Annotated in this window: 16 protein-coding genes; 14 read left to right on the forward strand and 2 right to left on the reverse strand. The window is 32.7% G+C overall.

Translation table 11 applies throughout. The features are described 5' to 3' along the window. Positions 1-36 precede the first annotated feature (36 nt). A complete protein-coding gene (locus ACFWU4_RS08710) occupies positions 37-927 on the reverse strand; it encodes an aldose 1-epimerase family protein (protein ID WP_411126866.1) in 891 nt (296 codons plus the stop codon). Between the two features lie 81 nt (positions 928-1008). Between ACFWU4_RS08710 and ACFWU4_RS08715 the strand changes: the two genes are divergently transcribed. From ACFWU4_RS08715 to ACFWU4_RS08745, 7 genes are all read left to right on the forward strand, one after another. Further along, complete coding sequence (locus tag ACFWU4_RS08715; RefSeq protein WP_411126867.1) at positions 1009-2304, forward strand: anthranilate synthase component I family protein; 1296 nt, start codon at positions 1009-1011, stop codon at positions 2302-2304. A 170-nt stretch (positions 2305-2474) separates the two neighbouring features. Then, positions 2475-3089, forward strand: a complete 615-nt coding sequence (locus ACFWU4_RS08720; RefSeq protein WP_411126869.1) for a hypothetical protein — start codon at positions 2475-2477, stop codon at positions 3087-3089. Between the two features lie 60 nt (positions 3090-3149). Then, on the forward strand, positions 3150-4460 hold the full coding sequence (gene tilS, locus ACFWU4_RS08725; RefSeq protein WP_411126870.1) for a tRNA lysidine(34) synthetase TilS: 1311 nt from the start codon (positions 3150-3152) through the stop codon (positions 4458-4460). A 49-nt stretch (positions 4461-4509) separates the two neighbouring features. Beyond that, a complete protein-coding gene (gene ade / locus ACFWU4_RS08730; protein WP_411126872.1) occupies positions 4510-6132 on the forward strand; it encodes an adenine deaminase in 1623 nt (540 codons plus the stop codon). Positions 6133-6197: 65 nt separating this feature from the next. Next, positions 6198-8090 carry a CocE/NonD family hydrolase gene (locus ACFWU4_RS08735; RefSeq protein ID WP_411126874.1) on the forward strand — a complete coding sequence of 631 codons (1893 nt, stop codon included), beginning with the start codon at positions 6198-6200 and terminating at the stop codon, positions 8088-8090. 107 nt (positions 8091-8197) lie between these two features. Further along, complete coding sequence (locus tag ACFWU4_RS08740) at positions 8198-9157, forward strand: YheT family hydrolase (RefSeq protein WP_411126876.1); 960 nt, start codon at positions 8198-8200, stop codon at positions 9155-9157. 28 nt (positions 9158-9185) lie between these two features. Then, on the forward strand, positions 9186-10724 hold the full coding sequence (locus tag ACFWU4_RS08745) for a YifB family Mg chelatase-like AAA ATPase (protein ID WP_411126878.1): 1539 nt from the start codon (positions 9186-9188) through the stop codon (positions 10722-10724). Here the strand turns inward: ACFWU4_RS08745 and ACFWU4_RS08750 are convergent. Further along, positions 10721-12922 (reverse strand): tetratricopeptide repeat protein, encoded by a 2202-nt coding sequence (locus ACFWU4_RS08750; protein WP_411126880.1) that lies wholly within the window; start codon positions 12920-12922, stop codon positions 10721-10723. The two genes, ACFWU4_RS08745 and ACFWU4_RS08750, sit on opposite strands and share 4 nt — an antisense overlap. 125 nt (positions 12923-13047) lie before the next feature. On the opposite strand from ACFWU4_RS08750, the gene ACFWU4_RS08755 reads away from it, so the two are divergent. From ACFWU4_RS08755 to ACFWU4_RS08785, 7 genes are all read left to right on the forward strand, one after another. After that, on the forward strand, positions 13048-14151 hold the full coding sequence (locus ACFWU4_RS08755) for a DUF2891 domain-containing protein (RefSeq protein ID WP_411126882.1): 1104 nt from the start codon (positions 13048-13050) through the stop codon (positions 14149-14151). A 2-nt stretch (positions 14152-14153) separates the two neighbouring features. Beyond that, entirely contained in the window at positions 14154-15377 is a 1224-nt protein-coding gene (locus ACFWU4_RS08760; protein WP_411126884.1) for an Nramp family divalent metal transporter, read from the forward strand. After that, positions 15378-16118, forward strand: a complete 741-nt coding sequence (gene pxpA, locus ACFWU4_RS08765; RefSeq protein WP_411126886.1) for a 5-oxoprolinase subunit PxpA — start codon at positions 15378-15380, stop codon at positions 16116-16118. It abuts the gene before it with no gap. Positions 16119-16124: 6 nt separating this feature from the next. Then, entirely contained in the window at positions 16125-16856 is a 732-nt protein-coding gene (gene pxpB, locus ACFWU4_RS08770; protein ID WP_411126888.1) for a 5-oxoprolinase subunit PxpB, read from the forward strand. Next, a complete protein-coding gene (locus tag ACFWU4_RS08775; protein WP_411126890.1) occupies positions 16849-17697 on the forward strand; it encodes a biotin-dependent carboxyltransferase family protein in 849 nt (282 codons plus the stop codon). Before pxpB ends, ACFWU4_RS08775 begins: the two co-directional genes overlap by 8 nt. 130 nt (positions 17698-17827) lie before the next feature. After that, on the forward strand, positions 17828-18223 hold the full coding sequence (locus ACFWU4_RS08780; protein WP_411126892.1) for a hypothetical protein: 396 nt from the start codon (positions 17828-17830) through the stop codon (positions 18221-18223). A 76-nt stretch (positions 18224-18299) separates the two neighbouring features. Next, on the forward strand, positions 18300-18815 hold the full coding sequence (locus tag ACFWU4_RS08785) for a hypothetical protein (protein ID WP_411126894.1): 516 nt from the start codon (positions 18300-18302) through the stop codon (positions 18813-18815). Positions 18816-19185: the final 370 nt, after the last annotated feature.

Here is a 19185-nt window from a genome sequence, read left to right on the forward strand (position 1 = left end):
TCATATTTAGCTGCAAAGCTACTATTATTAATTTATTTAAGCTAAGTGACTATGTTCTATTTCAATAGTGTATGCTGCGTTAAAGGTAGAGTTAGCCTTAAGACTAATTATGCCTTCCTTTTCTTCAATCTTTTGATTTGTCGTTTCAGAGTCAGCAATTCCAAGCCACGGTTCTATACAGACATAAGGCGCATTGGGTTTTGCCCAAATCCCTAAGAATTTAAAATCTTTAAAAGCTACCGACAAAATTGGCCCTTTTTTCTTGTGTTTTAAAGTGACTTTACGGGAGTTAATTTGTTTAAAAATAAGAGCGTCTTCATTAAATAAATCTCCGCGAAGTTGAATTAAATTTCCATTATCAAAAACGGATTTAGTTTTATATGTTACTAACCCAGAATTCATGTTTAGTAAATATGATTCACTAGTTTCAGGTTTTTCAAATTCTAAAACGTAGTCGGTGTAAGCTTCGTTCTCATATAATGGACAATTAAAAGCAGGATGTCCACCTAACGAAAAGAGCATTGTCTTTGTATCTAGGTTAGTGATTTTATGGTTAATGACAAGTTTATTTTTAATAAGCTTATAAGTGATATCTAGTTGAAATTTAAAAGGATACATTTTATAAAAATGGCTATTAGACTTTAGAGAAAAAACTATTTCATTTTCGCTTAGTTGTTTAGTTGTAAAATCATCACTCTTTCTAATAAACCCATGTTTGGTCATTGTATAAAGTTGGTTGTTATAGTAATAACTATCATTTTTCATACTTCCAATAACAGGAAATAAGTTTGGTGCGTGGCTTCCCCAAACATCTGGGTTAGCTTGCCAGATAAATTCGGTATTATTTTTTACAGACGTAATACTGCTAAGTTCAGCGCCTTTAGACTTTACATTAATTTTGAGTAAATCGTTTTGTAAGCTATTCATCTCGTCTTTTGTTTTTAGAAATATACAAATTTGCAATTATAAAAAGTATTCTCATTATTTTTACAATCATAAAAGTTGTAATTGAGAACAAACAAACCTTTTAAGCCTAAATCTATAAACACCTTTAAGCAAAATCTTTTGCAATGGTCTCAGCAGTTTGATGATATTGTTTGGTTAGATTCTAACAATCACAGAACTCAATACAGCAGTTATGATGCGATATTGGCCGTAGATGCATTTACATCAATTAAAACAGATTACGTAGAGGCTTTTAAGCGTTTAGAAGACTATCAACGTTCAACTAAAGATTGGATATTTGGTTATTTAACATACGATTTAAAAAATACTACTGAAGCTTTAAAGTCAGATAATTTAGATAATTTAAACTTCCCTGATTTGTATTTTTTTCAACCGAAAAAGTTGTTTTTAATTAAAGATGATTCCGTTGAAATCAAGTATTTATCTATGGTCGATGATGAAATAGATAAAGACTTAAAGGCAATAAATTCTTTTAGTAATACTAACCCAGTTGAGAAACCATGCAAGCCTATTAAAATAAAACTTAGGATACATAAGGATGATTATTTTAAAAAAGTCAACAAAATGTTATCTCATATTCAACGAGGTGATATTTATGAGGCTAATTTTTGTCAAGAATTTTATGCAGAGGGTAGTGTTATTAACCCAATTGAAAGCTTTAATAAGCTGAATACAATTTCTAAACCACCGTTTGCAACATATCTAAAACAAGGCGACAGGTATTTATTGTCAGCTTCTCCAGAGCGTTACATTAAGAAGGAAGGACAAAAGATTATTTCTCAACCTATTAAAGGAACCGCTAAACGCTTACAGAATATAGATGATGATAAATTGCTGGCTGATAATTTAGTGAAAGACGAAAAGGAAAGAAGTGAAAATATTATGATCGTTGATTTGGTAAGAAATGATTTATCTCAAACTGCAGAAAATGGCAGCGTTAGAGTAGAAGAATTGTGTAAGGTCTATTCATTTTTGCAAGTGCATCAAATGATATCGACGGTTACATCTAGAGTTTCAGAAACGATGTCACCTGTAGAGATTTTAAAAACAACCTTTCCTATGGGAAGTATGACAGGTGCACCAAAAATTTCAGCAATGAATATCATTGAAGATTTAGAAGAAACGAAGCGTGGATTATATTCTGGTTCAGTCGGTTATTTTAAACCAGATGGCGATTTCGATTTTAATGTTATCATAAGAAGTATACTCTACAACCAATCAAAACAATATGTCTCATATTCGGTAGGTAGTGCTATTACCGCGAAAAGTGAGCCATTAAGAGAATATGAAGAATGCTTAATTAAAGCCAAAGCTATGCGAGAGGTTTTAGAAAAGTAGATACATCAGATTCGTGAAATTTAAAAACTCTATTTCCAGACAAAATAAAGTTCAACTTTTTGGCCTTATATCTTTCCGAAAAAATTAAACTTATCAGATGCTTCAAAAATTTTCATCAATTTCTTACGCAACCCTTTGGCACATTTAATATCTAAAAAATAAAAAGAATAATGAAAAAGTATTTTAGATTTTTAATCCTCTCGCCATGTTTAATGGCTGTTTTATGTGAAGAAGATACAGTTGTATGTGGATTTTCCGACCCAGAACCTTACACATTGAATGTAGAAAATACGTCAGAAATATATGCTGAGAATGAGATCATATGGTTAAATGCAGAAGTAACTTCTATGCTTTTTGATGAGTGCGATGAGACGGAAGAATTAGTACTTATAACTGATGCAACAGAGTTTAGAGGAGGCTTCTTTTTGCTAAAACTGAATGATGGACTTACAGGTTTAAATGCAGAGTTCATTGAGGATTTTACAGTTGACTATAGTTTAGGCGAACCCCTTTTAATAGGTAATTGTTTAGAGTCAGTTTCGTCTTTACCAGTACTCTCAGATGATAACCTTACCTATAATTATAGATTGGGAATAACAATTAATAGTCCAGGCGATTATTGTATTGTTAATACATTTAATAATAATTTTAATGCTGTAGAAGGCAACAATGCAGCGATATTTGATGCCTATGATACGTTAGATAATAAAATTAAATTTAACGTTTGCGGTGATATTTATACGCGGACAGGTACAGAAGGACATTATTTTTTTAGAGTTCAATAAAAATCATATTTAATATAGGTTTCGTTGTATCATCAACCTTAATTTCAATAACTTTGGTTTGTGCTTACAGCGTTTAGTCTTCATATTAAAAATCGATTACCATTTCTAAAAGAAAAGAGGTTACTTATTGCCGTTTCTGGTGGAGTAGATAGTGTAGTTTTATCCTGTCTCTGTAAAAAATTAGATTTTAACTTCGCCTTGGCGCATTGTAACTTTAATCTTAGGGCTGAAGAAAGTAATAAAGACGAAAATTTTATACTAAAATTAGGAGATCAATTAGGTGCAGAAGTTTTTGTTCAAAATTTTGATACACAAGGGTATGCAGATGTTAACAAACTTTCAATCCAAATGGCAGCTCGAGAGTTGCGATACCACTGGTTTGCTGAGCTAGCAGATCGATTACACTTTGATTACATCCTTACTGCCCATCACGCTGATGATAATCTCGAAACCTTTTTAATTAATTTAACGAGAGGAACAGGGTTAAATGGTTTAACAGGAATTCCTCTTGTTAATAATAATGTTATTAGACCTTTGCTAAATTATTCAAGGGAAACAATAATTAAGTATGCTTTAGATAATAATATTCTTTGGCGAGAAGATAGATCCAATGAATCACGTAAATATTTAAGAAATAAATTACGTCATGACGTTGTTCCTATTTTAAAAGAAATCAATCCAAACTTATTAGAGAGTTTTCAAAATACTATCGATAACCTTAATGATACAGCAGATATTGTAGATGAAAGCTTAAATGCAGTAGCCAAAAGAGCAATTACTAAGATTGATGATAATGGTATTACTTATAAAATTTCAGAATTCAAAAAAGTAAATAACCCAAAAGCCTATTTATTTGAAATGTTTAAGGCTTATGGTTTTACAGAATGGAACGACGTTTTAGATTTACTAGGTGCCGAGTCTGGTAAACAAGTTTTGTCTAAAACACATCGTTTAATAAAACATAGAGAATTTCTTATTTTGACTGAGTTTCCAGATGGAAGACATAAAGTTATAAAAATAAAAGAATCTAGTGTAATAAGTTATTTTCCATCAGGAGGATTACATTTTAAAAATGTAGATCATATCAAAGATAAAAATGACTCTAAAATTTACTTAGATAAAGGAAAGCTTAAATATCCTTTAGAATTAAGACAATGGAAAGAAGGTGATTATTTCTACCCATTAGGAATGAAAGGCAAAAAGAAAATCAGTAAATACCTTAAAGACGAAAAACTATCTTTAGTTGAAAAAGAAAATACTTGGGTATTAACCTCTGAAGGTAATATCATCTGGGTAATAGGAAAAAGAGCAGACGAACGCTATAAAGTTACAGAAGCAACTAGCAGTATTTTAAAAATAGAACTTAAATAAAGTGGGTTCTGTCACTTCGAGTACAGTCGAGAAGTCCCACACCAAACATATGGTATTAAAAGGAAACATAGTAGACATATTAAACCGTAAAATTTTCAAAGGAGAAATCACCATAGAAAACGGTAAGATTAAATCTATAGAAGAAAAATACTGCTCAGAAAACCATTTCATACTACCTGGTTTTATAGATGCACATATACACATAGAAAGTTCGATGTTAGTACCTTCTGAATTTGCTAAAATAGCTGTTAAGCATGGCACAGTTGCAACAGTTTCAGACCCTCACGAAATCGCTAATGTATTAGGTGTTAAAGGAGTTGAGTTTATGATTGAAAACGGGAAGCAAACACCCTTTAAATTCAATTTTGGGGCTCCAAGTTGCGTGCCTGCTACTAGTTACGAATCTGCAGGTGCTATTTTAGATTCTGATGCTATTGAAACATTAATGGCAAATCCAGATATTAAATATTTAGCTGAACTAATGAATTATCCTGGCGTTATTTATGATGATGCAGAAGTCTTAAAAAAGATTGAATGGGCGAAACACTATAACAAACCCATTGATGGACACGCACCAGGTTTACGAGGTGACGATTTAACCAAATATATTTCAGCCGGAATTTCCACTGATCACGAATGTTTCACCTATGAAGAAGGGCTAGAAAAGCTTAAAAAAGGCATGAAAGTCATCATTAGAGAAGGAAGTGCTGCTAAAAATTTTGAAGCTTTAATAAATTTATTAGATGAACATTATAACAATATGATGTTTTGTAGTGACGATAAACATCCTGATGATTTATTGCTAGGTCATATTAATCAATTATGTAGCAGAGCAGTAGCAAAAGGTATAGATATTTTTAAAGTGCTTCAAACGGCATGCATTAATCCTGTAAAGCATTATAATTTAGACGTTGGCTTATTAAAAGTTGATGATTTTGCGGATTGTATAATAGTAGAAGATTTAAAAGACTTTAAAACGCTTCAAACGTATATTAACGGAGAATTAGTTTATGATAAAGGTGTTTCAAAAATCGAGCATGTAGAATTTAAAAATCTAAATAATTTCAACGCAGATAAAAAGCAAGTTTCAGATTTTAGATATGAATCTCAAGCATCAAAAATTAGAGTCATCGAATGTTTAGATGGTGAGTTAGTAACTAATGAAATTATTGAAAACACTACAATTAAAGACGGAAATTTAGTTTCAAATACCAAAACAGATGTTTTAAAAATGGTCGTCGTTAATCGCTACGAAAATCAAAAACCAACTATAGGTTTCATTAAAAACTTTGGACTTAAAGAAGGAGCAATAGCATCTTCCGTTGGTCACGATTCTCATAATATTATTGCCATTGGTGTATCTGATGAAGCTATAGGCAGCGCTGTAAATCTTCTAATTGACAATGAAGGAGGGATTTGCGCTATCAGTGATTCTGAGGAAAAAGTTGTTGCACTTCCTGTTGCAGGTATAATGAGTGATCAAAGTGCTGAAATTACAGGAAAACAATATTCCGATTTAGATAAAATGGCGAAACATTTAGGGAGTAAACTTCATGCGCCTTATATGAGTTTGTCTTTTATGGCACTACTTGTTATACCATCACTAAAATTGAGTGACAAAGGCCTGTTCAATGGTAAAGATTTTAAATTTACTTCGCTAGAAGTCTCTTAACATTTCATTCGTACTTTTATTTAAAGAATAGGTTATCTTTAAGCTTTTCAAAATCCAACCACATTATGACAAAGAATTTTTTCCTTATTGCATGCATTGTTTTTTCATTTTTAAGCTGTAAAGAAAACGTACATCAAGCAACTGAAACACAAGAAACAGCAGCTGTAAATAATACCTATGCCAAAGATAACTACACCAAAAAAGAGGTGATGATAGAAATGCGCGACGGTATTAAATTGCATACAACTATTTATACACCAAAGGATACATCTAAAAAGTATCCAATGCTTTTAAAGCGAACTCCTTACAGTTGCAGACCCTATGGCGAGGATGCCTTCCCAACGAAAGTAGGTCCGAATAAATATATGATGGAAGAAGGTAATATTATGGTCTACCAGGATGTAAGAGGACGATGGAATAGTGAAGGGGTTTACGATAATATGCGCGCATATATTCCGAATAAAACGGGAACACAATTTGACGAGGCCAGCGATACGTATGATACCATAGAATGGTTGGTAAATAATGTAGAACATAACAATGGTAATGTTGGAACCTACGGAATTTCATATCCAGGATTTTACGCAACATATTCGCTCTTAGATTCGCATCCAGCACTTAAAGCAGTGTCACCACAGGCATGTATTGGAGATTTCTTTTTTGATGATTTTATACATAATGGTGCTTTTCTCTTAAGTTATTGGAGAGCAACTTCTGTATTTGGTTATATGAAAGATAAGCCAACACAAAAAGCTTGGTATGAGTTCCCAGATATTGGTACAGAAGATCAACATCAATTCTTTTTAGATCATATGCCACTCAGTAAGCTCAATACTTTCTATGGTGAAGACAATGTGTTTATGGAGCAGATAAAAGAACACGTCACTTATGACGAGTTTTGGCAGAGCAGAGGGATTATTCAACATTTAAAAGATATAAAACCTGCAACCATGATTGTTGGCGGTCTATTTGATGCTGAAGATTTATACGGTCCTTTTAACACTTATAAGAGTATCGAAGAAAATAGTACGAATTACAATACGGTTGTATTTGGACCTTGGAGTCATGGTGATTGGGCAAGAACAAAAGAAAGACAAGTAGTAGGGAATATCCATTTTGGAGATAATTTATCCGATAATTTTCAAAAAAATATAGAGACAAAATTCTTTAATCATTTCTTGAAAGGTGAAGCCAATGGCGAAACAGGTTTAGCAGAAGCACAAATGTTTAATACAGGTACAAAAGAATGGCAATCTTTTGAATCTTGGCCGCCAGAAAATGCAACTAAAGAAAGTTACTTTATGCAGCCTTATGAGCGTTTAACACAACAGGCCAATCGCATGATAGCGACCTCAGATTTTGTAAGTGATCCTAAAAAGCCTGTACCTTATACCGAAGATATTAAGGTTGGGTTTACACCAAGAAAATTTATGACAGATGATCAACGTTTTGCATCGAGACGACCAGATGTTTTAACTTTTGAGACTGAAATTTTAGAAAACGATGTAACACTCGCAGGTGATATCTTAGCAAAACTTAATGTATCGACTACAGGTACAGCAGCAGATTGGATTGTAAAAGTTATTGACGTTTATCCTGCAGATACAAAACCAGTCGAAGGAACTGATGATGTGCAAGACCATTTAAAACTAAGCAACTATCATTTAATGGTTAGAAGCGAAACCTTAAGAGGACGTTTTAGAAATAGCATGTCTCAACCAGAGCCTTTTGTGCCAAATGAAAAAACTGCAGTTAACTTAAAATTACAAGATGTGTTTCACACCTTTAAGAAAGGACATAAAATCCAAGTGCAGGTACAGAGTACGTTTTTTCCTTATATAGATGCGAATCCTCAGACCTATGTAGATAATATTTTTGAAGCAAAGGAGTCAGATTTTAAAACGCAAACACATAAGGTTTATAATGATTCTTCTATTGAATTTACAGTAATTAAATAATAAGCTGTTCTATCGAGCGTAGTCGAGATATCAAAACTAATGAAAGTATTAGGTCTCGACTGCGCTCGACCAGACAGTTAACCGTCACAAATAATTAATATTACATAGTGCCTATTCTAGAATCTACCTATAAACCACCATTTTGGGCTAAAACTAGTTTTGTTTCAACAGTATATTCTGGTTTAATTAGACGTGTACCTGGCGTAGTACAAACCAGAGAACGTTTAACGTTGCCAGACAGTGATTTTTTAGATTTAGATTGGAGTAATGCTAAAGAAAAGTCTAATAAAGTCATTATTCTATTGCACGGTTTAGAAGGTAATGCGCAGCGACCATACATTACAGGTACTGCAAAATTATTTAATGACAACGGAATTGATGCTTGTGCTGTAAACTTTAGAGGATGTAGTGGAGAAACCAATCTGTTATATCGTAGTTACCATTCTGGTGCCACGGAAGATCTAGATGCTGTTGTAAAGCATATAGTCTCTAAAGGTTATTACAACGAAATTTATATTAAAGGTATAAGTCTTGGTGCAAATATGGCTTTAAAGTACGTTGGTGAAGACAACGAATTGCCAAAAGAATTAAAAGCTATAATTGCTATTTCTGCACCTTGCGATTTAAAAGGATCTTGTGATGAGTTATTGAGTTTAAAGAATAGACATTATGCGATTCGGTTTTTACAACATTTAAAGGATAAGTTGAAGCCAAAGTTAATTCAATTTCCAAACAAAATATCTCAAACAAATTATAGCACTATCAAAACTTTAAAAGATTTTGATGATGTCTATACTTCTAAAGCCCACGGATTTAAAGATGCTTTAGATTATTATGAAAAAGCCAGTTCTTTACAGTTTTTACCGAATATTAAAGTACCATCGTTAATTATTAATGCCTTAAATGATTCGTTTATTTCTTCAAGTTGTTATCCTGTTAAAGAAGCAAAGCAAAACCCTAATTTGTATTTAGAAATGCCCAATTATGGAGCGCATGTTGGTTTTATTAGTAAGAATAATAAGTATTACAATGAAGAACGGGCTTTGGATTTTGTAACTGAACTTTAATTTGTAGATTTAAGCAAACAAATTTTCCATGCTCAAAAAAGTTTTCGCCAGTGCCGTTTTTGGTGTAGAAGCTTCAACAATAACTGTTGAGGTTAATGTAGATAAAGGTGTTGGGTATCACTTAGTGGGTTTGCCAGATAATGCTATCAAAGAGAGTAATTATCGTATTGCGGCTGCACTTCAGAATAACGGTTACCGTATTCCAGGTAAAAAGATTACTATAAACATGGCACCTGCTGATTTGCGTAAAGAAGGCTCAGCATACGATTTAACTTTAGCTATCGGAATATTGGCAGCATCTAGCCAAATAAAAGCAGAAAACTTAGAAGATTATCTTATTATGGGTGAGTTATCCTTAGATGGAAGCTTACAGCCTTTTAAAGGTGCGTTACCAATTGCGGTAAAAGCAAGAGAAGAAGGTTTTAAAGGTATAATTTTACCAATACAGAATGCAAAAGAAGCTGCTATTGTAGATGATTTAAAAGTCTTTGGTGTGGAAAGTATTATGCAAGTTATCAATCATTTTGATAAAGGGGAGACTCTAGAGCAAACGATTATAAATACGCGAGAAGAATTTTATAAAAATCTCGACTTCCCTGAGTTTGATTTTGCTGATGTAAAAGGACAAGAAAGTATAAAGCGATGTATGGAGATTGCAGCAGCAGGAGGTCATAATATTATTCTTATAGGTCCACCAGGTTCTGGTAAAACTATGCTGGCAAAACGACTGCCTTCTATACTTCCGCCAATGACACTTCATGAAGCTTTGGAAACTACTAAAATACATTCTGTAGTTGGCAGAGTAAAAGCGCACGCAGGATTGATGGCTCAGAGACCGTTTAGGAGTCCACATCACACTATTTCAAATGTTGCTCTTGTAGGTGGAGGAAGTTACCCACAACCAGGTGAAATTTCATTATCGCATAATGGAGTTTTGTTTTTAGACGAATTACCAGAATTTAAGCGCGAAGTTTTAGAAGTAATGCGTCAGCCACTTGAAGATAGAGAAGTCACAATCTCAAGAGCAAAATTTACGGTAACGTATCCATCGTCATTTATGTTGGTGGCAAGTATGAATCCGAGTCCGAGTGGATATTTTAACGATCCAGATTCGCCAATAACATCATCACCAGCTGAAATGCAGCGTTATATGGGTAAAATTTCAGGGCCTTTATTAGATCGTATAGATATCCATATAGAAGTGACACCTGTGCCTTTTGAAAAACTTTCGGATGAACGCAATGGAGAATCTTCAGTAGATATTAGAAAGCGTGTTACTAAAGCAAGAGAAAACCAAACCGAGCGCTTTAAGGACTTAGAAAATATCCATTACAACGCACAGATGAATACCAAGCAAATACGGAAATATTGTAAATTAGAGGAAGCTTCTATGCTACTGTTAAAATCTGCTATGGAACGCTTAAATTTATCGGCCAGAGCTTATGATAGAATTTTAAAAGTATCTAGAACTATTGCAGATTTAGAAGGTTCAAAAGATGTCTTAGGTGTACATATTAGTGAGGCGATTCAATATCGAAGTTTAGATCGTGAGGGTTGGTTAGGCTAATCATCTTTCAAAAAATAATTTTTCACAGTTTCATTATCTACAAATTCCCATTTAAAAGGTAATTCCCCACTTGTAATGTAACTATAGGCTTTAGATGCCATTTTCCCTGAAGAGTCCATTGTAAATTCCATCATAGTTCCTAATCTGGTTAAATCCATATAAAGATTTTCAGAAATAGGTAGTAATTCCACTTTTACTAAATCACTATTTTCCCCTTTTCGTTTGTAATAGAACTTTCCGTCTTCTATCCAAAACTTTCTTGGACCATAGTCGCCAGAGAAATTCTTATTTTGAAGCAATATGACATCTGAGGTGTTATCTTGCTTGTATTGAATATGCTTTGATAAATTAGAAAGATAGCTGTGATTTGGATTATTTTTAAACGCAATCTTATACAATGAGTCAGCAACTTTTAGATCCTCTTTTTGATAAGCTTCATCTGCTGCTAATATTGAGGCGTCTAATTTCCAATAAAACCTTACGCCAGTATTGTTCCAGTTAAACTGATGATTTCTAAAGCCAACAGTTTTACCCATTTTGTCTTTTATAAGTTTGTTGTAGAACGTCTGACTTTGAATAAAACCACCACCAATAGCATCTTTACCTGCTGGAAGAAAAGTACGCATACTTTGGTTTTTAACATATTGAATGAGTCTACCATTGTAAATCCACATTTCTAAGGTTTGTTCGTTATTTTCAGAACGATAGAATCCAGAAAATTGTTTTAAATCTTCAGAGTTATAAGGATTACTTTCTAAATGAGAAAATATCGAGTCATAGGGTTTAATACGATTGGTGTTTTTTGTGTTCCCGAGTTTATATTCTTTAAATATAGCTTTGGCTTTATCTATTTCACCTTTAAAAATTAGAGGTTCTAATTTCAAAACTTTTATCTCAGGATTAATAATTTCATAGGCTTTTAGAGCATCAATAATTCTGTCATCATTACCATTGAGCATGGCAGCCTCAGAGAGATTGAGACCATTTTCGCCATTAGGATTTTTGTTAAATAAATCTTCAGCAGCAGTCATGTAACCTTTTGTGTTTTTAGTCTCACCATAAATTGAGAATAAAATCATATTGTAAAACGAGTTTGTAGGATCTACTTCTAATTGTAGTTTTACTTGTTTCTCTGCTTCTTCGTAATTGTCGTAAGCTAAATTTCTCTGTATATAAACTTCGAGTTGTTTTTGCAGAGGAAGATTATTTTTAAGAGCGACAGCCTTATCAATAATATCTTGTGTTTCCAGTTTTCCTCTATTGTATAAGGTATTACGTTTAGCTTCTTGTAAATACGCTAAAGCAAACCCTTTATCTATATCGTAAGCTTTTCTGTAATCCATATTAGCATAAGCTTCTAAAGCTGGTAAAGAATTGCTTATAAATTCATTTATGGGTAAATCTAAATAGGTTAGGGAGTTGCCTTCTACAAAGCCCGAGTTTGAAGTGATAAACACACTAATATCGTCTAATAACGTCAGAATATTTGAACCAGTTAGTGTTTGTTCTTTTAAGATTTTACCATTAGAAGCTTTTCTGATGTATGTGGTAATCGTATATTCTGATCCTACTTTATCATAAGTGCCATCTACGTAAAAGGTGTTAAATAGAGAGGCCTCTCTGATTTTTGTCGTTGTATTAGTTAAAAAGTCGAAGTTTGGAGTAATATTTTTATTCTGAAGTAAATCTTCTTCCAAGAGTCTACCAATTCCATAGCGCAACCAAGAGGTTGTACTATCTTCTTTTACCTGCTTAAAGCCATAAATAGGAACGCCAACCCTGAACTCTTCTTTTGTAATGGTTTTGGTTTCTAATTGACCTTGTTCATTTTCGAAAGCAATATTTTTTGTTGTAGCTCCAAGATCGCTATTTCCAAAACCAAAATAAAGTGCAATAAATAGAATTATAACATTTAATGGAATAAAAATTTTCTCACGGAGCTTCACAATTCGTTTGCTTAAACGCTCTTGATTATAAATAAATATGATTAAAGATGGGCTTATACCAATAAAAAACCAAAGTAAAATATCTACCCAATGCGGTGAAATATTATAGCGATTTAAAACCCAATCAACAAATTGCAAAAAAGTCCATGCAGCTACAAGATAGGCTGCAAAAAACTTTAAAGTATTAATCCACTTTTTCTTTCGATTTTTTTGTTCCTCCATGTGCACAATAGTGATAGATTGATGAGTCATCTTAACTTAAGATTTGTAAGATAAATAATATTGGTGAAACTCAATAGCTTCGAATTTGAATTTTTTAATTCAAATATCTCAATTGTAAATATTGTATTTTTGAGAAGCATGAAAACATTCACCTAATGAAAAACTATTGCCTATTATTTTTTGGTCTTTTAATTTTGAGTTGTAATGAGTTAAAAGACAAATCAGACGCGCTAAATCCACAAGTTGAAACTGTTGAGATTCCTGTGTTAAATTTATTACAAGCAAATAGACTAGCGCAATTGCCTTTAAGTTGCATGAATACAGAGTATCCTAATAAGTTGAATCAAACGATTGGTGGTGCTGAAGATTTAAAATCACCAAAAGAATTACATCCTGCATTTTATGGTTGTTTTGATTGGCATTCTGCGGTTCATGGGCATTGGAGTTTGGTGAGTTTATTAAAGAATTTTCCAGATTTAGATAACAGGGCTGAGATTGAAAAAAAATTACTTCAAAATATATCAAAAGAAAATATAGAGAAAGAACTCTTGTATTTTGAAGGCAAGCATAACAAGTCTTTTGAAAGAACCTATGGTTGGGCTTGGTTACTAAAGCTAGCAGAAGAATTGCATACTTGGGAAAGTGAAACTGCGAGAACTTTAGAAACAAATCTGCAACCCATGACGAATTTGATAATTGATAAATACTTAGAGTTTTTACCAAAACTCAATTACCCAATCAGAGTAGGAGAACATCCAAACACAGCATTTGGATTAAGTTTTGCTTATGATTATGCTGTTGCTGTGGATCATTTAGAATTAAAAACCTTAATTGAAACTAGAGCAAAAGACTTTTACAGCAATGATAAAGGTTGTCCATTAAATTGGGAGCCAAGCGGTTTCGATTTCTTATCACCATGTTTAGAAGAAGCAGCTTTGATGAAACGTGTGTTGTCAATAGCGGAATTTGGAATTTGGATAAATGATTTTTTGCCTCAACTCAAGAATAAAAATTTTAATATAGAAACAGGAAAAGTTTCTGACAGAACTGATGGTAAATTAGTGCACTTGGATGGTGTTAATTTCTCTAGAGCTTGGAGTTTAAATTATATTGCTAAAGAATTACCTGATTATAAACATCTTCAAAATATTGCGAATCAACACATTAATTACTCATTGCCAAGTATTGTTGGTGACAGTTATGAAGGAGGTCATTGGTTAGGTAGTTTTGCGATCTATGCTTTAAATTCAATAGAGTAAGAATGAAAAAATTCTTAAAAAATATTGGTCCAGGACCTCTTGTAGCAGCTGCATTTATTGGTCCTGGTACGGTAACGGTTTGTACGTTAGCAGGAGTCAACTTCGGTTATACTTTGCTTTGGGCAATGGTTTTATCAGTAGTAGCTACAATTGTTTTGCAAGAAATGACAGCAAGACTGGGAGTTGTGTCCCAAAAAGGCTTGTCTCAAATTATAAGAGAGGAAATAAATAACCCAGTTTTAAAGGGACTTGCTGTTTTTTTAATCATTAGTGCAATTGTAATTGGTAATGCAGCTTATGAGGCTGGCAATATTAGTGGTGGCGCTTTAGGTATGGAGACACTTTTTGGAGTTTCAGTGCTAGAAATAGGTAGTTTAAAGCTCAATATCATGGCTCTCATTATTGGTTTAGTAGCTTTTGTGTTTCTGTATATTGGTAATTACAAAGTGTTAGAACGTTTGTTGGTCTTTCTCGTTATTTTAATGAGTATAGCTTTTTTAATTACTGCGGTAATAACTAAGCCAGACCTATCAGAAATTATTAAAGGTATTTTTGTGCCTAAATTTCCAGATAAAAGTATTTTAACCATTATTGGGCTTATAGGTACTACAGTAGTGCCATATAACCTCTTTTTGCATGCCTCTTTAGCTAAAACAAAATGGAAGAATAAAGACGATTTAAGTTTTGCAAGAAAAGATACGATCATTGCTGTAATCTTAGGAGGTATTGTATCCATGTGTATTATTATTTCGGCATCAGCTATTCCGGCTCAAAACATTTCTAACGTTTCTGATTTAGCAAAAGGTCTAGAGCCTTTATTTGGTGTTTATGCCAAATATTTTTTAGCAATTGGTCTATTTTCTGCAGGTATTACTAGCGCAATTACAGCACCTTTAGCAGCAGCTTTCGTGACGAGTGGATGCCTCGGATGGGATTCTAATCTAAAGTCTAAAAAGTTCAGAGCCGTTTGGATATGTATTCTTGGATTGGGAGTGGTTTTCTCAACAATAGGCTTTAAGTCAATTGAAATTATAAAATTCGCCCAAGTTGCCAATGGTTTGTTATTACCAATTATAGCTTGCTTTTTACTTTGGGTAATGAATAAGTCATCAGTTTTAGGGAAATATATAAATTCAAAAGCTCAAAATATTTTAGGTGTCATTATTGTTTTAATTGCCATATTTCTAGGTTTTAAAGGAATTCTAAGTGTTTTTAACTTCATATAAATGAGTAATTATCTCATAGATATTAATGCCGATGTTGGTGAAGGTTTAAATAACGAATCTGAGCTAGTGCCGTATATTTCATCATGTAATATTGCCTGTGGTGGACATGCAGGTGATATGGACACTATGAAAAGTGTTGCTAGATTGGCTAAAAAACACCAAGTGAAGATTGGAGCGCATCCTTCTTTTCCTGATAAGAATAACTTCGGAAGGCTTAACATGAAAATTTCTGATGTAGATTTATGCGAAAGTTTAAAACAGCAAATAGAGACTTTACAAGATGTGTTATACTCAGAAGGCCTAAAACTTCATCATATAAAACCTCATGGTGCATTATACAATTTAGCAGCAAAAAACGAAAATACAGCTGAAGTTATTATTAAAGTCATAAAGCGTTTGGAGATGCCATTAAAATTATATGCACCTCATAATTCGGTAATTGAAAGATTAGCAAAAAAAGAAAATATTAAAGTTGTTTTTGAAGCTTTTGCAGACAGAAACTATAATGAAGATTTATCACTTGTTTCGAGGCAAAATAATAATGCAATTTTGAATAATAAAGTGATAATTTTAAATCATGTTTTGAAGATGATTCATGAACAAAAAATTAAAACTATTAATGGGGTAGAGGTGCCTATGTTAGCATCTACTTTTTGTGTTCACGGAGATACCGAAAATGCAATAGAAATTTTAAAATTTTTAACTTCCGAATTGCCAAAAAAAGGAATCATTATAAAGTAGGAAATTATGAGTTACGAGCTTCGATATTCTCAGTATAATGAATATTCTATTTTAATAGAATGGCCACCTATTATAGATGAATTGATACTTAAAAGTATATTGAATTTTAAAAATTCAATTCAAAAAAAATATATTAAACAAAATATTGAGGTAATTAATACATATAATTCATTATTAGTTATTTACGATTTAACTATAGGGAATATCAATGATGAAATTATAGTTTTAAAATCACTTTTTATCGAAGGGTATATCTTACCTCAGAGAAAATTTACTGTTTGGGAAATCCCTGTTTGTTATGATGAAGTATTTGGAGTAGATATGGAAGACTTTTCCAAAGAGAAAGGACTAAATAAATCAAAGATTATTGAGCTTCATTCTACGCCAATTTACACAGTTTATTTTATAGGATTTTTACCTGGTTTTTTATATTTAGGCGGACTAAATTCTAAGTTGTTTTTAGATAGAAAAAGTACACCTAGTCTTAACGTAAAAAAGGGAGCTGTGGCCATAGGCGGTGAGCAAACAGGAGTCTATCCACAGGACAGTCCTGGTGGTTGGCATATTATTGGAAATTCGCCAATAGATTTATTTGATCCTAATCAAATACTACCATGTAAAATTGAGACTGGTGATATGATTAAATTTGTAGCAATTAGTAAGCAAGAGCATTCCCATATTTGTTGTTTAAAGGAAAACTCGTTATTTGAATTAAAATCAAAAACTCTACATGCTTAAGGTTATCGATTCTGGATTTTATTCAACATTGCAAGATGCTGGTCGTACTGGCTTTAGAGATCACGGAGTTCCTATTTCTGGCGCTATGGACATGTACTCATGTCAATTTGCAAATACATTATTGAGTAATAGTATTGACGCAGCTGTTATTGAAATGACAATGGTTGGTGGAATTTTTCAGTTTACGAAACCAACTTATATCGCTATTTCTGGTGCAGCAATGCCATTGAAAATTAATGATATATCTGTAAAATTAAATGTAGTAATTACAGTTAACCAAGGAGATATTATAACCTTTGGAAGAGCGGCAGAAGGGTTTAGGACTTATCTTGCTGTAAAAGGTGGTTTTGAGACGTCAGTTATTTTAGGGAGTCGAAGCCAATATAGTTCTGTAACACCAGCTAATTCATTGAAAAATGGAGATAGTCTTAGGTATAACCCATACACAAAGACATTATTAAAGCAAAATTCTATAGTTAAGTATAGATCTTCAATACTCACAAGTACAATATTAGAAACCTATAAAGGGCCAGAATTTGATTTATTAACTGAAACTCAAAAAGTACTATTATTAAATACTGAGTTTTCAGTCTCCAAAAATAATAATAGAATGGCTTATCAATTGCAACCATTTTTAAAGAATGAATTACAATCAATTCTTACTTCGCCTGTTTTACCTGGTACAATACAATTAGCACCATCTGGTCAGTTAATTGTGCTAATGAGGGACTGTCAAACTACAGGAGGATATCCTAGAATACTTCAACTCAAAGAAAATGCCGTAAATATCTTAAGCCAAAAAACAACAGGTAACTTGCTTAAAATCAGTATAGAGCACTGATTACCTGAGAAAATTAATTTTAAACTTCTCGGAATTATTTAAAAATAGTTAATTTTATTATATCCCTTAATTCCTAAATACCCTTAATTAATAACTTTCAATAAATTATTAATCTTAAAATTAGCTAAAAATGAGTAAACCAAAAGGTTTAATTTCGGCGGCCGAAGCCAAAACACTAAACGATGCGTACACAAAACGTTGTACACTAATTAGTAATAACATTACCAAAAGACCAGACAATAGGTCTTCATGGTATTCTTTAGAGGATATCAAAAGCTTTATACAGCATGCCGAGAAACAAGCGAAGGAATTGAAGTATGACTTAAATGGTTTTAGAGTATATTGTGGTGCTTATCCAGATAAAGAAGGTGTAGAAGGTTATTCCACATCATTTATAGTACCAACAACGAGTGGTAAAACGGGAGAAGCGGCAGATGGAAATGGTGATGGCCATGACCTACCTGGTGCAGATGGATTAAATAAAGGTCATAGTGGTGTACCACCAAATGCCAACTATCCACAATAATTTAAAATTATTTCTAAATTAGGCTACAATGCCTAATAACATTGTGGCCTTTTTATACTAACTAATAAAATTAATTATGAAAAATTTTGTTTCTCTAATCATAGGTATTGCAATAGGTGCAATAGCTATGTATTTATATTGTACTGATGATGCTGAAGCTGCAAATGCCTTAGGATTTACTGCACCAAATGGTATTATTAAAGCAAAAGGGGCTAGAACCTTAGATAAGGCTTATAATTTGAAACATAGTATCATTAATGATTCTTTATTCAAAAAATCGACGAATGGTGGAGATAATAGATCGTCTTGGTGGTCTGTAAAAGATATACAGAATTATATAAATTATGCAGAAAACCAAGCAGGTGAACTCGGTTATACTATGGACGGTCTTAGAGTTTATTTAGGATCTTATCCAGATACTAAAGGTCAAACAGGATTAACAACTATGTTTTTTATACCTACTGGTAATAAAATTACTTCAGAAGGAAGCATATTGCCTACCTTTCAAGGAGGCGGAACAGATATTCCTGGAGCTGATGGTCTAAATAGGGGTGGTCATGGCCAACCACCTGGAGCTAATTATCCACAATAACAATCCATCATGTCATTTGAAATTTCCATAATTCATGTTTTTGAATTACTAGCCGCATTAGCTGGTTCATATTTTTGGTTAAAAACTAAAAACCAAGACATAAAACCTTTTATATGGTACCTATGGTTTGTGGTTGTGATAGAAACGATTGGGATGTATCCTCATTTATACGGAAAGGTTGATAATGTCTTAATAAATTGGTTAGAGCATTCCTTCATGAGACGCAACTCTTGGTTGTATAATATTTACGAAGTTGTAACACTATTACTTTTTTGGAAGTTTATAAAAGGTCAGTTGAAATTTGTTTTTTCTCACAAGGTAATTAACCTAGTTGTGTTTTCATGCATTGGTTTTATAGTTGCTTATTTAG

The organism is Winogradskyella sp. PE311, assembly GCF_046545555.1.
Lineage (GTDB): Bacteria > Bacteroidota > Bacteroidia > Flavobacteriales > Flavobacteriaceae > Winogradskyella.